At 46.7% G+C, this 19,757-nt stretch carries 26 protein-coding genes; 7 read left to right on the top strand and 19 right to left on the bottom strand.

Annotated elements, in window-relative coordinates:
• Positions 1-29: 29 nt before the first annotated feature.
• The 5 genes from glp to FJ444_RS06810 all read left to right on the top strand — a co-directional run bounded on the left by glp (position 30) and on the right by FJ444_RS06810 (position 4,340).
• Entirely contained in the window at positions 30-1,259 is a 1,230-nt protein-coding gene (gene glp / locus FJ444_RS06830) for a gephyrin-like molybdotransferase Glp (RefSeq protein WP_140957207.1), read from the top strand.
• Positions 1,260-1,273: 14 nt separating this feature from the next.
• The gene (locus tag FJ444_RS06825) at positions 1,274-2,644 is read left to right on the top strand and encodes an MATE family efflux transporter (protein ID WP_140957580.1); all 1,371 of its coding nucleotides are present in this window, start codon (positions 1,274-1,276) and stop codon (positions 2,642-2,644) included.
• Complete coding sequence (locus FJ444_RS06820) at positions 2,641-2,997, top strand: Fis family transcriptional regulator (RefSeq protein ID WP_140957205.1); 357 nt, start codon at positions 2,641-2,643, stop codon at positions 2,995-2,997. Before FJ444_RS06825 ends, FJ444_RS06820 begins: the two co-directional genes overlap by 4 nt.
• A gap of 118 nt (positions 2,998-3,115) precedes the next feature.
• Entirely contained in the window at positions 3,116-3,718 is a 603-nt protein-coding gene (locus FJ444_RS06815; RefSeq protein ID WP_140957203.1) for an isoprenylcysteine carboxylmethyltransferase family protein, read from the top strand.
• A 1-nt stretch (position 3,719) separates the two neighbouring features.
• On the top strand, positions 3,720-4,340 hold the full coding sequence (locus FJ444_RS06810) for a MarC family protein (RefSeq protein WP_140957201.1): 621 nt from the start codon (positions 3,720-3,722) through the stop codon (positions 4,338-4,340).
• Positions 4,341-4,397: 57 nt separating this feature from the next.
• On the opposite strand, the gene FJ444_RS06805 is transcribed toward FJ444_RS06810, so the two are convergent.
• From FJ444_RS06805 to FJ444_RS06785, 5 genes are all read right to left on the bottom strand, one after another.
• Entirely contained in the window at positions 4,398-5,150 is a 753-nt protein-coding gene (locus FJ444_RS06805; protein ID WP_140957199.1) for a rhomboid family intramembrane serine protease, read from the bottom strand.
• Between the two features lie 30 nt (positions 5,151-5,180).
• Positions 5,181-5,783 (bottom strand): NTP transferase domain-containing protein, encoded by a 603-nt coding sequence (locus FJ444_RS06800; protein WP_181405091.1) that lies wholly within the window; start codon positions 5,781-5,783, stop codon positions 5,181-5,183.
• Positions 5,770-6,966 (bottom strand): RDD family protein, encoded by a 1,197-nt coding sequence (locus tag FJ444_RS06795; RefSeq protein WP_140957196.1) that lies wholly within the window; start codon positions 6,964-6,966, stop codon positions 5,770-5,772. Before FJ444_RS06795 ends, FJ444_RS06800 begins: the two co-directional genes overlap by 14 nt.
• A gap of 149 nt (positions 6,967-7,115) precedes the next feature.
• Positions 7,116-8,294: a VWA domain-containing protein gene (locus FJ444_RS06790; protein ID WP_140957194.1), complete on the bottom strand. Its 1,179-nt coding sequence runs from the start codon at positions 8,292-8,294 to the stop codon at positions 7,116-7,118.
• Positions 8,294-9,130, bottom strand: a complete 837-nt coding sequence (locus FJ444_RS06785) for a MoxR family ATPase (protein ID WP_140957192.1) — start codon at positions 9,128-9,130, stop codon at positions 8,294-8,296. The genes FJ444_RS06790 and FJ444_RS06785 overlap by 1 nt, the downstream gene beginning before the upstream one ends.
• A gap of 192 nt (positions 9,131-9,322) precedes the next feature.
• On the opposite strand from FJ444_RS06785, the gene cysK reads away from it, so the two are divergent.
• Positions 9,323-10,288 (top strand): cysteine synthase A, encoded by a 966-nt coding sequence (gene cysK / locus FJ444_RS06780; RefSeq protein ID WP_140957190.1) that lies wholly within the window; start codon positions 9,323-9,325, stop codon positions 10,286-10,288.
• Positions 10,289-10,446: 158 nt separating this feature from the next.
• Positions 10,447-10,899 carry a hypothetical protein gene (locus FJ444_RS06775; protein ID WP_140957188.1) on the top strand — a complete coding sequence of 151 codons (453 nt, stop codon included), beginning with the start codon at positions 10,447-10,449 and terminating at the stop codon, positions 10,897-10,899.
• Between the two features lie 42 nt (positions 10,900-10,941).
• On the opposite strand, the gene FJ444_RS06770 is transcribed toward FJ444_RS06775, so the two are convergent.
• The 14 genes from FJ444_RS06770 to FJ444_RS06715 all read right to left on the bottom strand — a co-directional run bounded on the left by FJ444_RS06770 (position 10,942) and on the right by FJ444_RS06715 (position 19,714).
• Positions 10,942-11,784, bottom strand: coding sequence for a DUF1444 family protein (locus FJ444_RS06770; protein WP_140957186.1), 843 nt, complete (start codon positions 11,782-11,784; stop codon positions 10,942-10,944).
• Positions 11,785-11,796: 12 nt separating this feature from the next.
• Complete coding sequence (locus FJ444_RS21345; protein WP_181405090.1) at positions 11,797-11,970, bottom strand: hypothetical protein; 174 nt, start codon at positions 11,968-11,970, stop codon at positions 11,797-11,799.
• 85 nt (positions 11,971-12,055) lie between these two features.
• A complete protein-coding gene (locus tag FJ444_RS06765) occupies positions 12,056-12,442 on the bottom strand; it encodes a c-type cytochrome (RefSeq protein ID WP_140957184.1) in 387 nt (128 codons plus the stop codon).
• A 262-nt stretch (positions 12,443-12,704) separates the two neighbouring features.
• Entirely contained in the window at positions 12,705-13,070 is a 366-nt protein-coding gene (locus FJ444_RS06760; RefSeq protein ID WP_140957182.1) for a hypothetical protein, read from the bottom strand.
• A gap of 49 nt (positions 13,071-13,119) precedes the next feature.
• A complete protein-coding gene (locus FJ444_RS06755; protein ID WP_140957180.1) occupies positions 13,120-13,479 on the bottom strand; it encodes a DUF4870 domain-containing protein in 360 nt (119 codons plus the stop codon).
• A gap of 78 nt (positions 13,480-13,557) precedes the next feature.
• A complete protein-coding gene (locus FJ444_RS06750) occupies positions 13,558-13,923 on the bottom strand; it encodes a hypothetical protein (RefSeq protein ID WP_140957178.1) in 366 nt (121 codons plus the stop codon).
• A gap of 65 nt (positions 13,924-13,988) precedes the next feature.
• Positions 13,989-14,399: a thiol-disulfide oxidoreductase DCC family protein gene (locus FJ444_RS06745; protein ID WP_140957176.1), complete on the bottom strand. Its 411-nt coding sequence runs from the start codon at positions 14,397-14,399 to the stop codon at positions 13,989-13,991.
• A 124-nt stretch (positions 14,400-14,523) separates the two neighbouring features.
• Complete coding sequence (locus FJ444_RS06740; protein ID WP_255439063.1) at positions 14,524-15,021, bottom strand: hypothetical protein; 498 nt, start codon at positions 15,019-15,021, stop codon at positions 14,524-14,526.
• A 52-nt stretch (positions 15,022-15,073) separates the two neighbouring features.
• Positions 15,074-15,535: a hypothetical protein gene (locus FJ444_RS06735; protein ID WP_140957174.1), complete on the bottom strand. Its 462-nt coding sequence runs from the start codon at positions 15,533-15,535 to the stop codon at positions 15,074-15,076.
• Positions 15,536-15,605: 70 nt separating this feature from the next.
• A complete protein-coding gene (locus FJ444_RS21615) occupies positions 15,606-15,740 on the bottom strand; it encodes a hypothetical protein (protein ID WP_255439062.1) in 135 nt (44 codons plus the stop codon).
• Between the two features lie 105 nt (positions 15,741-15,845).
• Positions 15,846-16,508, bottom strand: coding sequence for a DUF2314 domain-containing protein (locus tag FJ444_RS06730; RefSeq protein WP_140957172.1), 663 nt, complete (start codon positions 16,506-16,508; stop codon positions 15,846-15,848).
• Between the two features lie 80 nt (positions 16,509-16,588).
• Positions 16,589-16,981, bottom strand: coding sequence for a cupin domain-containing protein (locus tag FJ444_RS06725; RefSeq protein WP_140957170.1), 393 nt, complete (start codon positions 16,979-16,981; stop codon positions 16,589-16,591).
• Positions 16,982-17,175: 194 nt separating this feature from the next.
• Positions 17,176-18,996: a gamma-glutamyltransferase gene (ggt, locus tag FJ444_RS06720; protein ID WP_140957168.1), complete on the bottom strand. Its 1,821-nt coding sequence runs from the start codon at positions 18,994-18,996 to the stop codon at positions 17,176-17,178.
• The gene (locus FJ444_RS06715; protein ID WP_140957166.1) at positions 18,950-19,714 is read right to left on the bottom strand and encodes an enoyl-CoA hydratase; all 765 of its coding nucleotides are present in this window, start codon (positions 19,712-19,714) and stop codon (positions 18,950-18,952) included. Before FJ444_RS06715 ends, ggt begins: the two co-directional genes overlap by 47 nt.
• Between the last annotated feature and the right edge of the window lie 43 nt (positions 19,715-19,757).

Here is a 19,757-nt window from a genome sequence, read left to right as displayed (position 1 = left end):
CGCGCCTCATTGAATTGTAAGACATTATCATGGCTGCGAATCCCTGGTTACCCCTACAAGATGCGTTAAATACCCTTCTGGCTGCTGCGCCCTCCCCAACTGAATCGGTGAACTTGCCGTTAATGGAAGCGTTAAACCGGGTGGCTAGCCAGGATATCATCGCGCCTATTAACGTTCCGCCCTGTCACAACTCGGCTATGGACGGCTACGTCATGCACGCAGACGATGCAAAAGCCGGTAATCAGTTGCCCATAGTAGCCAGTATCTTCGCAGGCGATACCAATGAGCATGTTATCGGGCGTGGCGAATGTGCGAGGATCATGACCGGCGCGCCGATCCCGGATGCATGTGATGCCGTTGTGATCCAGGAAGATACTGAGCGCACAGATACTCACATAGTGATTATGGAAACCGCTGAAAGCGGTGCCAATATCCGCCAGACTGGGGCAGATATTACAGCCGGACACTGTGTAATTCGTGCAGGCACCCGGTTACGCCCCTCTCATCTTACTCTGCTCAGTTCACTGGGAATGGCAACAGTAGACGTGTATTGCCCGGTTACTATTGGTTTAATGGCCACAGGTGATGAGTTAAAGTCTGCCGGTGAAACGTTGGAGAAAGGGCAAATTTACGAATCCAACCGCATTGGTGTGGCTGCACTACTGAATCAGTGCCAGGTTAATCTGATTGACTACGGTATTATTGCCGATCGACCCGACGCCATTCGCACCGCACTGCACACCGCGTCACAACAATGTGATTTGGTAATATCCAGCGGTGGTGTATCGGTAGGTGATGCGGATTTTATTAAAGACGTATTGGCCGAACTAGGAAAAGTCGCCTTTTGGAAAGTCGCCATTAAGCCCGGTAAGCCTTTCGCTTTCGGGCACATAAACAAGGCGCTATTCTGCGGTTTACCCGGCAATCCGGTATCTGCCTATGTTACAACCGAACAATTGGTGATCCCGCTCATTCGCCATATGCAAGGTGAATCGGTTAACGCGGAATCTCACCGCCAGTTATTACCCGCAACTCTATCGGTATCAATAAAACGCAGAGCAGGTCGTCTGGACTTTCAGCGGGCCACATACCATACCGATGAACACGGTAAGCTGATGGTTACACCACACCGCAAGCAAAGTTCAGGGGTAATGACAGGCATTGTGGAAGCGAACTGTTACATGCTTATTCCCGCAGAAGCCGAACACCTTCAAGCTGGCGATAACATCATGATCCAACCTTTCAGCATTTGGGGTTAAGTACCGGTATGATTATGATTTCCCGGCGCACTGCACTTGAAAGTCGTCGGCTGATAAAACTCGCGTGGCCATTACTGATTGCGCAACTTACCCAGATGCTAATGGGTGTAAGCGATACTATTATTGCAGGGCGTTACAGCGCTATAGACATGGCCGCCGTCGCATTGGGTTTCAGTATCACGATTCCGGTGATGAGCTTTATTCAGGGGATTGCGCTGGCAATCCCGCCACTGGTATCGCGCCTGCATGGTTCAAAAGCCCATCATCAGGTGGCGAACACCACTCAACAAGCAGGCTATTTGCTGTTGCTGATCAGTATTGTGCCGTTTACCGCGGCATTTTTTGCACCCGCCATAGTATCGATATTTCCTATGGATGCCACCCTGGCAACCATTACAGCAGATTACGTGCGATACGTGTTTTGGTCGTTTCCTGCATTTGCCTTGTATCAGTGGGCTCGCAATTACTGCGAAGCACTTGGGCATACCAAACCCAGTATGATCATTACCGTGATTGGCCTAATCGTGAATATTGCAGGTAACTTCCTGTTTGTTTACGGCGGTTGGGGTATTCCAGCATTTGGCGGTGCCGGATGCGGTATTGCGACTGCCCTGATATTTGTAGCCATGAGTATTGCTACGCTCATTTATATTCGCATAGCGCCAAGACTTCAGTCGTTTAAATTGTTTGCACACTGGTACTCACCGTGTCTGGCTGACATTAAGGCTACCTTTTTCTTTGGTCTGCCAATCGCCATGACAATTCTATTTGAAGTGACCTTGTTTGCAGTAATTGCCCTGTTACTGGCCCCCTTTGGCCCAATCGTGGTAGCCGCTCACCAGATCGCACTCAACTTTTCGTCACTGATGTTTATGTTCCCACTGAGCATGGGCATGGCAACGTCTATTCGGGTAGGATACCGAATTGGTCAGAACCGGCCTAACCAGGCTCGCACTGCGGTAAAAAGTGCATTATGCATAGGCGCACTGGTTGCTTGTTTAACTGCCGGCTTTACCATATTCGGGCGTGAGATCATTATTGGCTTATATACAAGTAATAAAGACGTACTTGTTATTTCCTCTCAATTACTGGTATTTGCAGCCATTTTTCAGTTTTCTGATGCGGTTCAGGTCATCTCTGCCAACGCACTGCGCGGCTACAAAGACACCACAGCCATGTTCTATATTACCTTTTGTGCTTACTGGCTAATTGGTTTGCCCGTTGGCGTGATCCTGGGACGTACCGACTGGGTTACCGCCGCCCCGCTCTCAGCAACAGGTTTCTGGCTGGGGATCATCGCCGGATTAACCAGCGCGGCCATTATGCTGGGTGCTCGTTTGTATTACATTCAGCGCAAATTAAAAACTCAGGCTATAAGTGCATGAACAAAACAATCAAAAAACTCGACAATAATGTAATAAAAGCGCTAACGGTGGCGTGTGAAACAGCTAAAACCTGGAACATTGGATTTGAATGGCTAACGCACACTGCAAAGTACAACCATTTCCCCGGCAGCCTGATGGTAACCTGCGTGTTTAACACCGATGAAGAAGTAGCTTCTGCACAACAAAATGGGCACGATACCCGGTTACGCCAGCTTATTCAGCAGCAACTGCTCAAAGCAGGAATAAAATTAAAAGACAGTCGTCATCATGTGCGATATGACAGCGAAGAACGTTGTGCACAAGAAGACGCCGGACACTGGCAAAATCGATTACAGCGCATACTGGGTAAATAACCTGTTAGCCTCAGCGGTAGATCAACCAGCGCAGGTGATCTTAAGCTCAGCGCATTTACCTTGCAGTATTTCAGCACTATAACCATAGTTTCTGATTAGCAAATTCACTGAGGGTGTCATGGAAGATTTTTATGCACTAAGGCTGTTTCTGGCCGCATTTTTCACGTTTGTTGCGGTATTTTATACGTCGTTAGTGATCGTAAAAAACCGGCGTCAAAAGCGAGTAGTGTGTATGGGCCGCCGTTATAGTCAGCATTGGTGGAACCACCTGACTTTCCGGGTGTTTCGCGTTAGCATCTGGCTGGTTTGCGTTGTTCGATTGTTTTACCCAGCCACCGATCAATTTCTTCTCCGATTATCCGCGTTTGAGATACCACAACTGATGTGGGCGGGTGCAACGTTTATGGTAATGGGCTTTGGATTAGCCATAGCCGCTAATTTGTCGTTAGGCAAACAATGGCGCAGCGGTGTAGACAGCACTGCAACACAACAACTGGTAAGTGAAGGGCTTTACAACATCAGCAGAAACCCGGCTTATGTGGGCGTGGCAATTGCTCAGTTTGGATTTTTTATGGCCCTGCCCTCGGTATTTACCCTGATTTGTTTATTGGTGGGTTGGCATGCCCTGTATAAGCAAGTCAACATTGAAGAGGTGGCGCTGAACAAACAGTTTACCGCCCAGTATCAACAATATTTACAGAGTGTGCCACGCTGGTTTTAACATGATCGATTTTATTCCTGTACTCATTTATTTTTTCGCGGTTATCGACCCTATCGGCACGCTACCCGTGTTTATGGCATCCACTGCACACCACACAGCAAGGCAACGACGCAACATTGCATTGATTGCTTTTGCCGCTTCCAGTGTTGTGCTGCTGTTTTTTATTGTTGCAGGTGAATTGATTCTTACCGCCATGCACATTCCTTTACCGGCCTTTCAGATAGCTGGTGGTATAGTTCTTTTCCTGTTTGCGCTTTCGATGATATTTGGTGAGGGCAAGCCTGAACAGGAGCTAAAAATGGCCGACAACGCCAGGGAAACGGCTATTTTTCCTATTGCGGTGCCCTCCATTGCCAGCCCCGGTGCGATGCTGGCGGCGGTATTGCTAACGAAAAACAATGTATATACCATCTGGGAGCAAGCCCAAACGGCGGCAATGATGATGATAGTGCTGGTGATCACGCTACTATTGATGTTGGGCAGCAACGTAATTATTCGAATTATAGGCCCGATGGGCGCAAATATTATCAGTCGCGTAATGGGCTTTATTCTGGCATCGCTGGCCACCACCAATATACTGGCAGGTATTACCGATTATTTTGGTATTGCCCTGCCTCAGTGATGCTGGAGCTTAATGATTGCTGTGCTTAATGATTGCGGCGCTTAATGAAAGTGACGCTCAGTGATAATGACGATCATGGCGATGGGAATGAGGATGTGCGTTATGACCGTGTTCGTGTTGTTGTGCAACATTGTGACGTGAATGCGTATCCGGCTGGTCTGGATGGGGTGACTGTTGCCACAAATCACCAATCACCGGGTCGTCTTCATCAGCATGGCTTTCCCATTTGTAGCGTTTAATCGCCGGTTTCGGATCGCGTTTCCAGTATAGTGCCGCCGCGATCACACCACCTAGTGCCCCAAAGAAATGTGCCTCGTACGAGATACCGGGATCGCGGGGAAATATGCTCATGACCATGCCGCCATACATAAAAAACGCAATCATCATAAGGGCGACTGAACGCTTGTCCTTTCGCAACAGACTTACCGTAAACAAAAAGAAAAACAAACCGTGGCTCACGCCACTGGCACCCAAATGCACCGATTCCCTGCCAAATAACCAAATGCCCACACCAGATGTAAGCCACGCCCACAGCAGCACTTTTCCTTTGGATGAGGGGTAGCCGTAACGCACCATACTGCCCAGCACAATCAGCGGCAGCGTGTTGTTGAAGAGATGCTCGTATGAACCGTGTACCAGCGGCGAGGTTACAATGCCGTACAAGCGAACCACGTCATGCGGGATTACACCCAAAAGTGACAAATCAAGGTGAAATAACACACCGGCAGATTGGATCACCCACAACAGGGCTATTGCAAACACTACGGGCATGATGGATGGGGTGAGTTGGTACGCGTTTTGTCGTTTCATTCCCCAGATATTGGGACGCGAAACATAAAATCAATCTAACCAGTCAGACGGTGAATCTATATCACAAGCCGCTTCCTCCAGTGGCACAATATTAACGGCCTGCGGATTTGCCTGATATCGCTGGCGTATTATTTTGCCCGCCCCCTGATCGCCAGTAAGCAGGGTTAAAGTGCGCCGCTGTGAAGGCGGAAAGATTGCCGGGGCCCCCAGCAATCCGTCATACTGACTGACAGTAATAACCTGCGGCTGATAGGCGCTGCACAATGCCGCTAGGCCATCTGCGGTAATACCGGCTTGATCGCCTAATCCCAACAATAATGCGTCGCGGCTGCTTACTTTTTGATTAGCCAGTTTTACGCTACTGGCTAATCCGCTTTGCCACTGGCTGTTGTATTCAATGACGATATCCTCTGCCGCACTGGCGCAGATAGCGTCGTGCCAATGGCCAGTGATCACCGTTATCCGCTCAATCCCGGCTAGCTTATATTGCTCACAAACATGCCAGAGCAGAGGCAACTGCGAGTCAGGGTGAATGGATAGCAGTTTATTGCTCCCATAACGGCTGGCCTGGCCAGCTGCTAGGAGCACAGCATGAATATTGCTGAAACCGGCTTCTAACTCAGGACTTTTCAAAATGCTGCGCTTCTTCTAACAATTGCGGAATAGGAATAGCGCCTACGGGGCGATATAACACCAGGGTTTCCGCAATCTTATCCTGAATGGTTTGGCGGTTTGGGTCCCAGAACACCTGGAAAAAGCCCAGCAATCCGGTTGCTATACCTGCGCCATAGCCGCCGTAACGACCAAAGCTTTCCCACAAATTGAGCGGGCTTCCGTCGAGTTTCACCACTTTGATACGCAGTAATTTCTTACCGATGGTATGCCCGCGCCACCACGCTGTAAGGACGCTGTAGTACAATGCAGCCCAACCAAAGCCAAGGCCTAGATCACGAATAATTCCTTCAACCCAGCCAATAATACTTTGTGATCGCTGAGTATTGTTGTCGTTACCCAATCCCAGCCTTACTACCGGTTCATCTGCCTTCTTGGTTGACGGCGGTGCGGGGACGGTACTTGCCTGTAACGTGTCGTTGTCTGAGTTGGCCTTGTCTGAGGTGCCCTCATCTGCATTATCCCCCTGCGCTTCCGGCTCTTGTAGAGCATTAAACGCTGCGGTATACAATTCTGATAATTCAGCTCGTGTTTGCGCGTCGATGTCTTTGTCGTTAAAGAACGCCTGAAGTTTGCGATCAAAATCCGATTTTGACATGCCGGTATCCGCCATTGCTTCGCCAAAATCCGCAGCAATTTCCTTATAGCAATCCATATTGTCTTCACATGCCCGCCATGCAAGCTGTTGAGCTAAACCCAATCCTGCTTCAGCCCATTGATTGGTACTGTCCGGCGTACCAATATTTTTAACCGGCGATCCGTTATATGAATCTACTATGCTGTAGGTCACCATAAATAACAGGCAAGCTGCAGAAAAACGCAATAATTTACGCGCGGTAGTGCGCTTTGTTCCTTTCGCTAAATGACTACCGGCTTTAAAAAACGTCACAGCTGCAAAACACGCCAGCACAAACGCGTGAGCAGAACTTAACATCGCAACAATAGAAATATCGATTAACTGCGCAACTAACCTTCGCAAAGGCGTTGCCAATGGCTGGCCCAACAACGCATCAGCCACGCCAAACGCGTACGGCGTAACGATTTCCCGGGTTTCTTTATTGCTCAGTACCGGCTCTTCACTTTTGGCAGTGGCAGATGCGGGCTCTGGATTGGATGCGATTAGATTTTCTGGTTCTTCTGTCATGCGATGCCATCCCTGTAATGTTAGAACTGTGCGCGTTAAGGCTGTGTTTCGGTGTAACCCCGAAATTCGTGTAAATGCAATTGCGGTGAAAAACTACCGCAACAGGCATCATTTATACGCTTTTTTGCTGGTCAACAACAGCGTGAAAACTACTTTTTCTGTAACGATTTTATACCCCGGCTCAGGCCATCCAGCGTAAGGGGGAACATGCGATTTTCCATTAATTCATTAATTAAACTAACAGATTGGTAGTAAGGCCAGTAATTTTCTGGTTGCGGGTTAAGCCAGATACAATGCTGAAAATGCTGAGTGAGCCGTTGCATCCAGGTTGCGCCCGGCTCTTCATTCCAGTGCTCCACACTACCACCCGAATAGGCAATTTCGTAAGGGCCCATGGTGGCATCACCCACAAAAATTACTTTGTAGTCGCGACCATACTTGTGAATGATGTCCCACACCTCGATGCGTTCATTATTGCGCCGGGCATTGTCTTTCCACACCGACTCATACACGCAGTTGTGAAAGTAGTAGTAATCCAGATGCTTAAACTCGGTATGCACCGCAGAAAACAATTCCTGGACGCCTTTTACATAGGCATCCATGGAGCCACCCACATCGAAGAACATCAGCACCTTTACTGCATTGTGTCGCTCTGGCTGCATATGAATATCCAGCATGCCGCCTTGCCTGGCGGTACTGGAAATCGTTCGCGGCATGTCCAGTTCTTCACTGGCACCGGTTCGGGCGAACTGGCGTAACTTGCGCAATGCCATTTTAAGGTTACGCGTACCCAGCTCAGCATCATTGTCGAAATTCTTAAATTCCCTTTTATCCCAGACCTTTACAGCTGAAAACTTGCGATTTCCATCCTGACCAATGCGCACGCCTTCAGGGTTGTCGCCATACGCGCCAAAAGGGCTGGTTCCACCTGTTCCCACCCATTTATTGCCACCAGCATGACGCTTTTGTTGTTCCTCCAACCGTTCACGCAAGGTCTTCATCAATGCTTCCAGGCCGCCCTCACGTCGCAATTTCTCGCGCTCCTCCGGAGTAAGGTGTTTTTCAAACTCCTTGCGCAACCATTCTTCAGGGATACTCTCACCGAACAAATCGATAGCCTCAACGCCTTTAAAATAGGCCGCAAATGCCCTATCGAATTTGTCGAATTGAGACTCATCTTTCACCATAACAATGCGGGCTAAATAATAGAATTGTTGCAAGTCGGCATACACCACTTGCTTTTCCAACGCTTTAAGCAAATCCAACAGCTCGCGCAACGAGGTACTCACCCCGTATTTGCGTAACGTGAAAAAGAAATCAACTAACATTAGCGGCGTGCCATAAAGACCAGTTTTTCAAACAGGTGAATGTCCTGTTCGTTCTTTAACAATGCACCGTACAACGGCGGAATACTGGCTTTGCTGTCGCTGTTTTGCAGTGCTTCAGGTGGTATATCTTCTGCCACCAGCAATTTCAGCCAGTCAATCAGCTCCGAGGTTGATGGCTTTTTCTTTAAACCGGGCACTTCCCGAATATTGAAGAAAGACGTTAGGGCTTCTTCCAGTAATCGTTGTTTTATATCCGGGCAATGTACTTGTACGATTTGACGCATTTCGTCTGGCGTGGGGAATTTTATGTAGTGAAAGAAGCATCGGCGAAGGAAGGCGTCGGGTAATTCCTTTTCGTTGTTGGAGGTTATAATGACCACCGGACGCTGCACTGCTTTAATGTACTGCTGCGTTTCGTACACATAGAATTCCATCTTATCGAGTTCTAACAACAGGTCGTTGGGAAACTCAATGTCAGCCTTGTCTATTTCGTCAATCAGCAATACCGGACGTTGACCTGCTTCAAATGCCTGCCATAGCTTGCCTTTTACAATGTAATTGCCAATGTCATGAACCCGGTCGTCGCCCAACTGTGAGTCGCGCAGGCGCGAAACTGCATCGTATTCGTATAATCCCTGCTGGGCTTTGGTTGTCGATTTAATGTGCCACTGAATTAACTCAGTACCCAGGCTCGCGGCCAATTCTTCTGCCAACCGGGTCTTGCCGGTACCCGGTTCGCCTTTAATTAACAATGGGCGCTCAAGCGTTATGGCCGCATTTACCGCCAACTGCAGGTCGTCGCTGGCGATATAATTTTCAGTACCTTTAAAAGCCATGTTATTCCTCGAAACTGTAAACCATTAAAATAACCATAACATATAGCCAAAATCACTTTGCTTTTTTCAGCTTAATAACAATGATATAGGGGTAACGAAATGCGCGTTAACGTGCAACACCGTCCCAAGCTATGTTAGTAAGTCACTATGTTCTAATATTGTAGGGCTCAGGACAAACAAAAAGGAACAAGCATGCAAGTTTTTGAAGATAATTCACTTTCTATCGGTAACACGCCGCTGGTTAAATTAAATCGCGTTACATCAGGAAACGTTTACGCGAAAATTGAATCCCGTAACCCAAGTTTTAGCGTTAAGTGCCGTATTGGTGCAAACATGATTTGGGACGCGGAAAAGCGCGGAGTCCTGACCGCAGGTAAAGAAATTGTTGAACCTACCAGTGGTAATACCGGTATCGCGTTGGCATTTGTTGCAGCAGCGCGTGGTTATAAAATCACGCTGACCATGCCTTCAAGCATGAGTCTGGAGCGTCGTAAACTATTAAAAGCCCTGGGTGCAAACCTGGTGTTAACTGAAGCGCCCAAAGGCATGAAAGGTGCCGTAGCAGCCGCTCAGGAAATCGTTGATTCCAACCCCGAAAAATTCGTGCTGCTTCAGCAGTTTGAAAACCCGGCAAACCCGGAAATTCACGAAAAAACGACTGGCCCGGAAATCTGGCAAGCCACTGACGGCAAAATCGATGCTTTCGTAGCGGGCGTTGGCACTGGCGGTACTATCACTGGTGTTAGCCGTTACATTAAAAAGACGCAAGGCAAAGCCATTACTTCTGTTGCGGTAGAACCTACCGATTCGCCAGTCATCACTCAGGCGAAAGCGGGTCAGGAGCTAACGCCTGGACCACATAAAATTCAGGGTATTGGCGCAGGCTTTATCCCTGGCAACCTGGATTTGGATTTGGTTGACGAAGTTGAGCGCGTAACCAATGAAGAGTGTATGGAAATGGCGCACCGCCTGATGGTAGAAGAAGGTATTCTGGCAGGTATTTCGTCTGGTGCCGCAGTGGTTGCAGCTAAACGTTATGCCGAGCGTCCTGAGAACAAAGACAAGATTGTTGTTGTATTGCTGGCAAGCGGTACAGAACGTTACCTGTCGAGCCCACTCTTTGCGGGTGCCTTTGGCGATCAGGAAGAAGTTCAGTAATTACTGAAATCTTTCACGATTACAACGGGGCCTTCTGGCCCCGTTGTTGTTTTCAGCCTGTATGATTTATTGCTGCAAAATGCGTAAGTTTGATTGTCTGTTGCCTTTCAAAAGCATTCCTTGTTACTCTAAGGCGAATAACTACAGGTTGATATACAATGAAAAATTTCCTTCATTTGCTGTGTATAGCCAGTCTGATCTGCATAATGAGCGGCTGCGAAAAAGAAGAACGGATCGGGCGATACGGCATGCTCGATGAAAACACACCTGAATACACTGCGGTGATGTTTATTCGCGGTATCTATCTTGATGACAGTATCGATCGCGCAGTAGATATTAGTACTGATCGCTTAGCGCGTATACTGCAACGCTACCATACAAACAACAACGTACAACGTCACCTGTTTAACCTGAAATACGATACGGTTGAAGTGACGCCTCAAACGGGGCAGTCAGTTGGACGAACCGAATACGCAGAGAGCGCAATCGTTACCCTGTTCTTTTCTGGCGAGTACAATGGCGACAAAGTAGAAGACTTACGCACCCTTGAACTGGTTAAAGTAAACGGTCGCTGGAAAGTAGATAAAGTTCAGGCCGATCCGTTTTTATAACGGATCGGAATCATCACCCTTATTGTGATTTGCTTACCTGGGTTAAAAATGAACCCATTTATCGTCTTTTAGCATAAACCCATTACTGGAAATTGGGTGTGCGAACCCTTGTTTATCAAACAGGATCTCCTGAATAGTGGCAAGACTGGTTGTGTCCTCACTGCCCGTTACCAGCACCACATCCCTTGCCGGTATAAACACCACAATTTCACCTTTAACCGGGAACTGTTGCTTGTTCCATATGCTATGAAACAACAGCATGGATGCTTCGTACATGCCATCAGCCACCAGCATACACAAGGTGGCAGGATCGCCTTGCAGTTGCACATGTTGCAATACCCTTTGCAAATTATTTAGCGCAGTTTCACGCAGGCTGGTTTGTTGAACACCCAAATCCTTGAGGTCGTCCTGGGTCATAAACCTAACCGAGGTGGGAGTATCAAACACATATACCACAAACAATTCTTCGTTTAGTGCTTCGTAAACCAGGCCGTTATCTGGGTCGGCATCTTTCAACATATCACCTACCTGCTGGATATAAGACAGGTCTTTAATTACCGGCATCACTTCAGCAAGCGTAAATTCTGCACTGTCCAGATTGCGGGTCTCTTCCAAACTAGCAGCATAGGTTGCAATAACATTGTCGATATCCTCAGGGCTTTGCTTGTAATCGATATAAGCGTTATCCAAATAGCTGGTCATCTGTGCACCATTTGGATATTTAATTGCAATCGCCAAGGGTTCTGAAATGGTCACACTAATGCCTGGATAGGTTTCCTCTAACGCCTTTACGTAACGCGCAGTAAACGCCTCAGGCGCTAACACATCCGCGGCAAATGAACACAGCGAATACACAGAAAGAAGTAATGCAATTAAGTATTTCAAGCGAACGTCCTGTTAGTTGGTTGCTATTATGAGTCGGTTTATAGTTGATATGCTCCAGCCACATTCCGAGGCCGGTAAATCGCCAAGAGAGAGGTTAACGCGTTTCGCATTGTCGTTAAGAAAGTGGGTTTTGTGCTCGCCGCTAAGGGCGTTGATGCGCTGCTTGCGCAGAATGTAGCCTTCCATGTGCTTTCCGTATACCAATTAGCATACGGTGTTATAGCACCGCAGTCTGAACTGTTCAACTGGCCCAGCTGCGGTGCAACATGTATTAATCTGCCAAATGTAATATCCAGCCGACTAATTCATTGGCCTGCTCTTTTGATAACACAACAGAGTTGGGCGGCATAGCAACGCCTGAAACCTCGCCCTTCCAATGACTCTGATAAGGGCTGGAGCCATTTAGTACGGTAGTAACTAATGCAGCTTTGGCATCAGGATCGTTACCGTATTTTTTGGCCACATCCTGCCAGGCAGGACCAATTGGCTTAAGACCATTGGGACCTTTACCGGCACCTGAAATAGCGTGGCATGTTACACAACCACTTTGATGAGCCAGGTTAATCATTTTTACGTCTTGCGATTCTGCCTGTCCGGCATGGGCGATAGAGGCTGCGCAAGCAAGTGCACTCACTAATCCAAATTTACCTAATTTCATGATATTTCCTTAATAAAGTGAAACTGAAATCAGGTTACGCCTGCACCAATCGGTACTCTATCCTCCCAAAGTACTGGTTAGCGTTGTAGCTGATGTGGATCAATAAAATTCAATCAAAACAGCGGTGTTCAGGCCTGTAGAACAGCTGTAAAGCATCGCTCACGACACACCCATTGCTTGCGTGATTTTTTAGCCGCCCACACCATGGTTACGCCAATACACATCCATGCCATCCAGTGCGTAACAACACCATATGACATCCCTACGCCCAAACCGGCACCAACCAGCACCAGCAAAGGCAGTTCAATAAGCGTTTACCCTTGCGCTTGTCGTAACTCAGCTCATAGGTTGTTACTGGTTGCTCATCGGCAGTGAGCGAACAGGTAATGTTGCCTTTAAGCAGACTATCAACATGCAACTCAATTCGATAAGCAATCCCCTCGTGGTCACATTCATGCACAGTATGTGTTTTTATGTTGCGCGCCTGGCTCACCAGTTTGTTGTTGATGTAAACCGCTTCTTTGCCTGTAAGCGCGCTGACTTTCAGCACAATAACCTGCTGCAAGTGTGTAAATGTAAAGGTCATCCCTTTGAGAAGCGATAGATCTACGTTGTTATTTAGCGTCATTTTTCCCTCTGAGCTAACGTCCATTTTGTAGCCAAACAACTCATTTTTGTTACTTCAGAAACCGGATACTAAAGGGATAAACCCAAACCTGCCCATTGTTTGCTTTTATGGCGGCTACAATGGCGAAAATCAGATTAAGCAATGCCAGAATCCCCAAGCCAATGATCCCAATAAAGATCACCACCAAAATGCCGCAAATCACCGAGTAAATAAACAGGCTAATCAACCAGTTTATGGTGACCTTACCGTGCATATCGATAGCGTCGTGCTTGTCTTTGTTGGCAATCCACAAGATAACCGGCAGCACAAAACCCAGACCGGGAATAACAATACTGGCCAGTTGGCTTAAATGTATTGCCATGCAATAGGTGTTCAGGGGCATCCCCCAGTATTCTTCATTTGAATTCATGTGACACTCCGTGTTTAGGTTGATCGAGTCTGATCTACTTTAACACCAGCGCCTAATGTGGGAACAGACTATAAGCAGTTATATAAAAAACTGCTCAACGATTAACGCAGTGATGTACCCAGCAACAGAACTTACCACCACAAATAGCAGTGCTTTGCCTATTAGCAAGGAACCTTGTTTGGCTCCATAAAATTTGTAGGCGTAAACCGGCACACCAATAACGGCAACAAAGGCAGCAAGCAGCGGATAAAACTGCAGGTGAGTTTTGTCGTGCTCGTCGGCATGCTGTTTACACCATACAAACAAGCCAATGCCTAAAAATAGCGTATGCGCGGCCCAGGTAATATCAGGCGTACCATAATGAAAGAGATAATAGGTATCTGCTGCACTGGCTACAATGTAAGAACTAAACAATACGATTAATGTAATGTAGGACGACTTCATACAATCCTTTTTTCCTTTACAACCTCAGAACGTGTGTCAGGTAATGCTAACAATACCCGATTTACTTACAATCCGCGAAATCTCGACAGAATGCGTTTACTAGGGATTTGGCATTGAGAGGTGCCGCCAAACAGCCTGATGCGGTTTCGGGCAAATAGCTTATAAAACACATCCCTTACACCACTGGGAATAACGGTAAATAAACGAAATACAAACCATCCTCCACTTAAGTCCTTAGTGATCTCGAGTGCCGCGTCAGACCACAAATACACTCGCCCTTGCTTAACCAGCATAAAGGTATCTACACCTACGGTTTCAACACAGTGACGCCGAATAATGGCCTGGGCGTAATCTGATTGCATGGGGGAAAAAATGAATCGCTCGGATTTATCCCGTTTGATAATGAAAGACACTGCGCCATTACAGAAATTACAAACGCCATCGTAAATGATCAGGTATTTATTGTCGTCTGACACTGTTGCGTCCCTTTACTTCAGATAATGCTTTAGGGTTAGTCGGTATAACCACTTTCAATTCATTCGTTAATGAACTTATTGAAATTTCTGCGTTTATAGCCAGGTCTGTCGCTGTAGGGATAAGTTACAACCCGAGCTTCGCAGGTGCGGTTTGGGTGTCTTGATTCAGCAATTCGACCAGTCTTGCTTTTTGTTTGGATGCCTCAAACCAAAAGCCTCCGGACATCATCGCCACACCAAAAACAAGCATAATGAAAGGCATAATCATGGGCCACGAAAAATTATCCAAATTAAACAGCATCGCTATACAACCGATCCCCAGCCCCAAAATCCAGACACTCATAAACCCTATTGCAAACATCCTTAATCGCATAGTGATGGCAACTCTAACGCCATCGTTATGTTGCTGCACCTGCCCTTCAATTACAGGTAAAAACGCGTTTTGATAATCAATACTTTTAGTTATTTGAAACTCATTGCCGTTTATATAACCCGTAAATTCACAAGCAGAATGATTGCGAAAAAAGGTGCTTTCACCGGTAACAGACTGTATGCGATACATAACGTCAGTCACTGATTGCGCGGAATCAACATAAAATTGATCATAAGGAATGAGCTTCATAAGGTTCTTCTCGTGATGACGCCTGGACGTCGGGCAGAAAATGGCTAATTAGTTAATAAAACCGATAAGCCAGACTTATAAAAGGATAACTTCCACCGTTATAGATGTTATAGCTAAACCCAGCGGTGAATCCGCTTTTTTTTGCGCCATTAAAATAATATTTGTAACCAATAGACACGCCGCGTTTTACATCATGTTCCACTTCAAAATAATCATTTAAATTAGAATCAATATGCAGAGTTCCAATATAAGAAGACAATGCATGATGTTTCTCAAAAAAATAATTACCGCCGACTCCCAGTCCGAATTTTTCACTATCTTTATTTGACGCGTAAAATAAGCCCGTAGCGAGATAAAGATCCAGATTATTGGCAGGAGTTGGTAAATGAGCTTGCACACCAATACCGCCGTACTCGACACCAACGCCGGATTCAAGGAAAAACTTACTGTTCGCCGCAGATGAAAATGAAAAAAATAAAAGAGCAAAGCTAATAAATCGTTTTGTAAAGATCATATCGTTTTTAAGTCCGTGTTCGATGCGATATCAGAGTACCACCAGCAGGCGGTTACTCTCTCCTCATCATTTAATCAAAAGTGGTGCACTTATTATCTGAATTCGGGGACTGATTGGACGTGGCTTCTATACCTGAAGACACTGGCAACTGGTGAGCCAAAACAGGTACAGAGAGTAATGCAGAGAGTAAAATGGCTTGTTTCATAACTACATTCCTTGTTTAAACTGTACCCACTTATCAGAACATTAAAAACCAAATACGTTCGCGGGCGCTAACGCCTACAGCTATGGTTTGGGTAAATTCCACTTGTCACCTACATTCCGATTCCTGAAGGTCAACGAAGTTCCGGAGATGTTTAAGATATTTTTTGGGCACTTTTCCATGCTGTTTTTTATAGGCATTCACCATGGCAAGATGTGTATAGCCGCCTTCACAATTACCCTGTTTATCAATAAGCATCCAATCCTGGATGTCATAAACAGGAATTTTCTCCCGAATATCCACATGTTCAGTGGGATTAGGTGTGTAAACAGGTTCACTTACCAACGTCACAATAACTGAACCATCTACCATGCTATGAGCAATACCCCATACGTGATCTGAACCGTCATTTGACTTAATAGCAAACTTTACAAAAGCGTCTTTTTTGCCCTCACTAAGACCCGACTCCAGTCGATGTAATTCGCTACGTGCACGGGCAATACATTGCTGATTGAAAACATCGTCTTTATCAATGGCTACCACATCGATTGGTGGATAAAAGTGCCACACCTTAGCAATGAAATAGGGATATAACACCAAGGAAAAGCCGAAGGCTATAGGCGCGCCTAGATCTGGCCCAAAAAAATAATGCAAAACCCAATAGCTCGGGAAGAATAATGTGAAAGAGAAAACTGTTATTCCCAATAGCCTCAGCATGTCATTTAACTTCCTTTTTAGGTCCTGACTTTTAAATAACAAAATCAGAAGCATTATGCCTGCATTAATAACTTGAACTCACCGTTAGCTGATACGTGGTTTCAAGTTCTACTCCACGTCAACACTGAAGCAAACTAAGGTTTCTGCATTACGGAGTGTTCGGTTCCTTCGCCTGGCGTAATAAACAAAACTTCGCAACGGGTGTTTACTCTAGCTGTATGCCAGGTATTGCGCGGAATGATGGTAAATGTGCCCGGTTTATTCAGTGTTACTTGTTGTTCGGCATCGTGATGACGCAACACAATGTCTATTTCTCCGCTAAGCAGCACAATAATTTCATCGCCATTAGGGTGACGCTCCCACGATTGCCAGTTCTCTGTAAAGATATAAGCAGAAACCAGTTCGTGACCTGTAAAACCATTAAAATTCCGCTCCAGTCTGTTGTATAGACCGGCGTCACACGGTTCGGTAACCGCACTTTTTTGCGGATTGATTACAACAAAATGATCAAAAAGCGAATTGGCCATACCTTGCCCAGTGAGTGATGCACCTGAAAATCCTAGCCCTGGTGAAAACAAAAGCTAAAATCTGAGTGGTTACAGAATAGGTTCATCATAGAGCGATTTGTTGCTTTACTTCAATACGGCTAATATTCATGCACACAGCAAAAAGCCACCCGGAGGTGGCTTTTACTAACATACAAGATCACTCAACGGTTTATTTACCTGCCTACGGCTACGCCTTCCCGTCTTGGATCGGCTCCACCGAGGTAACCGTTTGGCACAACCTGGATCCCATGCAGGCCACTGTTCAGATCAACAATTTTTACGTTGTGACCCAAGGCTTCTAATGGCGCTTGTAATGCTTCAATGGGCGTGCCCTTTTCCAGCGCAGTATAATCGTTGCGATTGGTGATTTTCGGCAGGTTAATGGCCTGTTGAATGTCCAGTCCATAATCGATTACGCCAATGAGGGTTTGTGCCACGTAGCTAACAATGCGACTGCCGCCCGGTGAGCCTACCAGCAATTCAAGATTGCCGTCTTTGTCGAATACCATGGTGGGGCTCATCGCGCTTCTAGGGCGCTTATGGGGTTCAACCCGATTTGGCACCGGGAAGCGGTTTTCAGACGGTGAAAACGAGAAGTCAGTTAACTGATTGTTCAACAAAAAGCCTTCTACCATCAGGCCAGATCCAAACATAAACTCTACACTAGTGGTCATAGAAACGGCATTACCGGCTTTATCTACAATCACAAAATGACTGGTATTGGGTTGCTCCAACGTACTGCCTGCAATTACCTGGGTACTAAATGGTTCCCCTGCGCGGGCAAATCGCCATGGTTTGTCTGGTGCAATAAACTCACCACGACGTTCCAGGTAACCTTCATTAATTAAGGCTGCGTATGGCAGGTTAGTAAAATCACTGTCTGCAATAAACTTCTCGCGATCTGCAAACGCTAACGCACTGGCCTGAGTGTACAGGTTAGCAAATTCAGGGCTGTCTATGGCGTAGTCGGTTAAGTTAAAGCGCTCCAGTAGTTTAAGGATTTGGAACACATTGATGCCGCCTGAACTAGGCGGTGCCATTCCACATACCTGCTTGGTGCGGTATTCACCACATACCGCCTGGCGTTCAATCACTTTGTAATTGGCCAAATCCTCTTCATTCAGTACGCCGGGGTTAATATTGGCCGTTTGCACTGCTTTGGCAATCTTGGCCGCCAGTTCGCCTTTGTACATGTAATCTGTACCCTGCTCGGCGATGTTACGCAGCGTTTTACCCAACTGTGGATTTTTCTTCACGGTACCGGCTTTCAGCGGTAATCCTGCGGGGTAAAAATAAGTGGCAGTGGACGGGAAAGATTTCATGCCTTTGTGGTATTGCTCAGCCATGGAAACCAGTTGTTCAAGACGCTTGGATACCTTAAAGCCTTCTTCTGACGTAGTAATGGCATCAGTAAAAAGTGATTTCCACTCAAGCTTGCCGTATTGCTGGTGGGCGGTTTCCAGCGCTTTCATTACACCAGGTACGCCTACAGATTTTCCGCCAACTACCGCATCAATCCATTTCATGGGCTGACCGTGTTCCATAAACCAATAGGCATTTACACCGGCCGGCGCCATTTCACGGCCATCGAACGTATGCAATGTTTTGGTTTTGTTGTCCCAATACAGCATGAATGCACCGCCACCCACACCTGAAGACTGCGGTTCAACTAAGGTGAGCATGGCCTGAATGGCAACGGCCGCGTCTATGGCATTGCCGCCATTTTCTATGATGTTTTTGCCTGCCCAGGACGCATAAGGGTTAGCTGCCACAACCATGTACTCTTTACTGGCGAGCGCTTGCTTTTCGATGTATCCCGTAGCGGCTTCAGGTTCGCCCGCTTCACGCGGAGCCTGCTGAGAAAAAGATGGAAAACTGGCAGACAGGGCCAAACACCCTGCCAGAATAAAACTACCTGTGCGACTACGACTCAAAATGAATCTTCCTCTATTTGAATTTTTCCGGGTTAATTGGTCGCTTATGCAGAAATGCATCAAACGCTTCCTGCGCAGCGTCAGTGCCCATTGCTTCAATGAAAATATCCAGTTCGTAGTCCATGTGCTGCTGGATGTCTTCTGCCTCGTTATTTAATAATGCTTTGGTTTGTAATAATGCAAATTTTGGTTTGGCCGCTAGTTTGTTGGCAACGTCGCTAACGGTGTCCCGCAAGGCTTCGGGATCTACAATTTTTGTTACTAAGCCAAAATCGCTGGCATCCTGTGCACTAAAGGGTTCGCCCAGCATTAACCATTCACTGGCGCGACGGCGTCCTGCCATGCGAGGAATGATATAGCTGGATGCATACTCGGGTACTAATCCTAAGTTAATGAAAGGCAATACAAATCGAGTGCCCGTTGCACAATATACCAGATCACAATGTAACAGCATGGTTGTGCCAATGCCAACCGCTAATCCCGAAACTTCGGCGATTACCGGCTTTTTGCAGTTGGTTAACGCTTTCATGAAACCAACGGTTTCTGCCAGATGCGGATCATTGCCGTGATTGGCAAATCCGGAGATCTCATTACCAGCACAAAAAATGTCGCCATTGGCCCGAATTACCACCACTTTGCAGGTGTCGCTGTTGTGGGCTTCAACCAGGGCATCGCCCATTGCCTGATACATATCGCGGGTTAACGCATTTTTCTTTTCAGGTCGGTTGATCACGATTTCCGTAACAGCGTTATTACGTGTAATTTGAATGTCTGACATTGTGGACTCCATTTTATATTGTGCTTAGCGGCGATCTGATGTT

This window comes from Aestuariibacter sp. GS-14, assembly GCF_006494365.1.
GTDB lineage: Bacteria > Pseudomonadota > Gammaproteobacteria > Enterobacterales > Alteromonadaceae > Alteromonas > Alteromonas mangrovi.
Note: the sequence above shows the minus strand (reverse complement) of the source record. Positions and strands in the feature narration are given on the sequence as shown.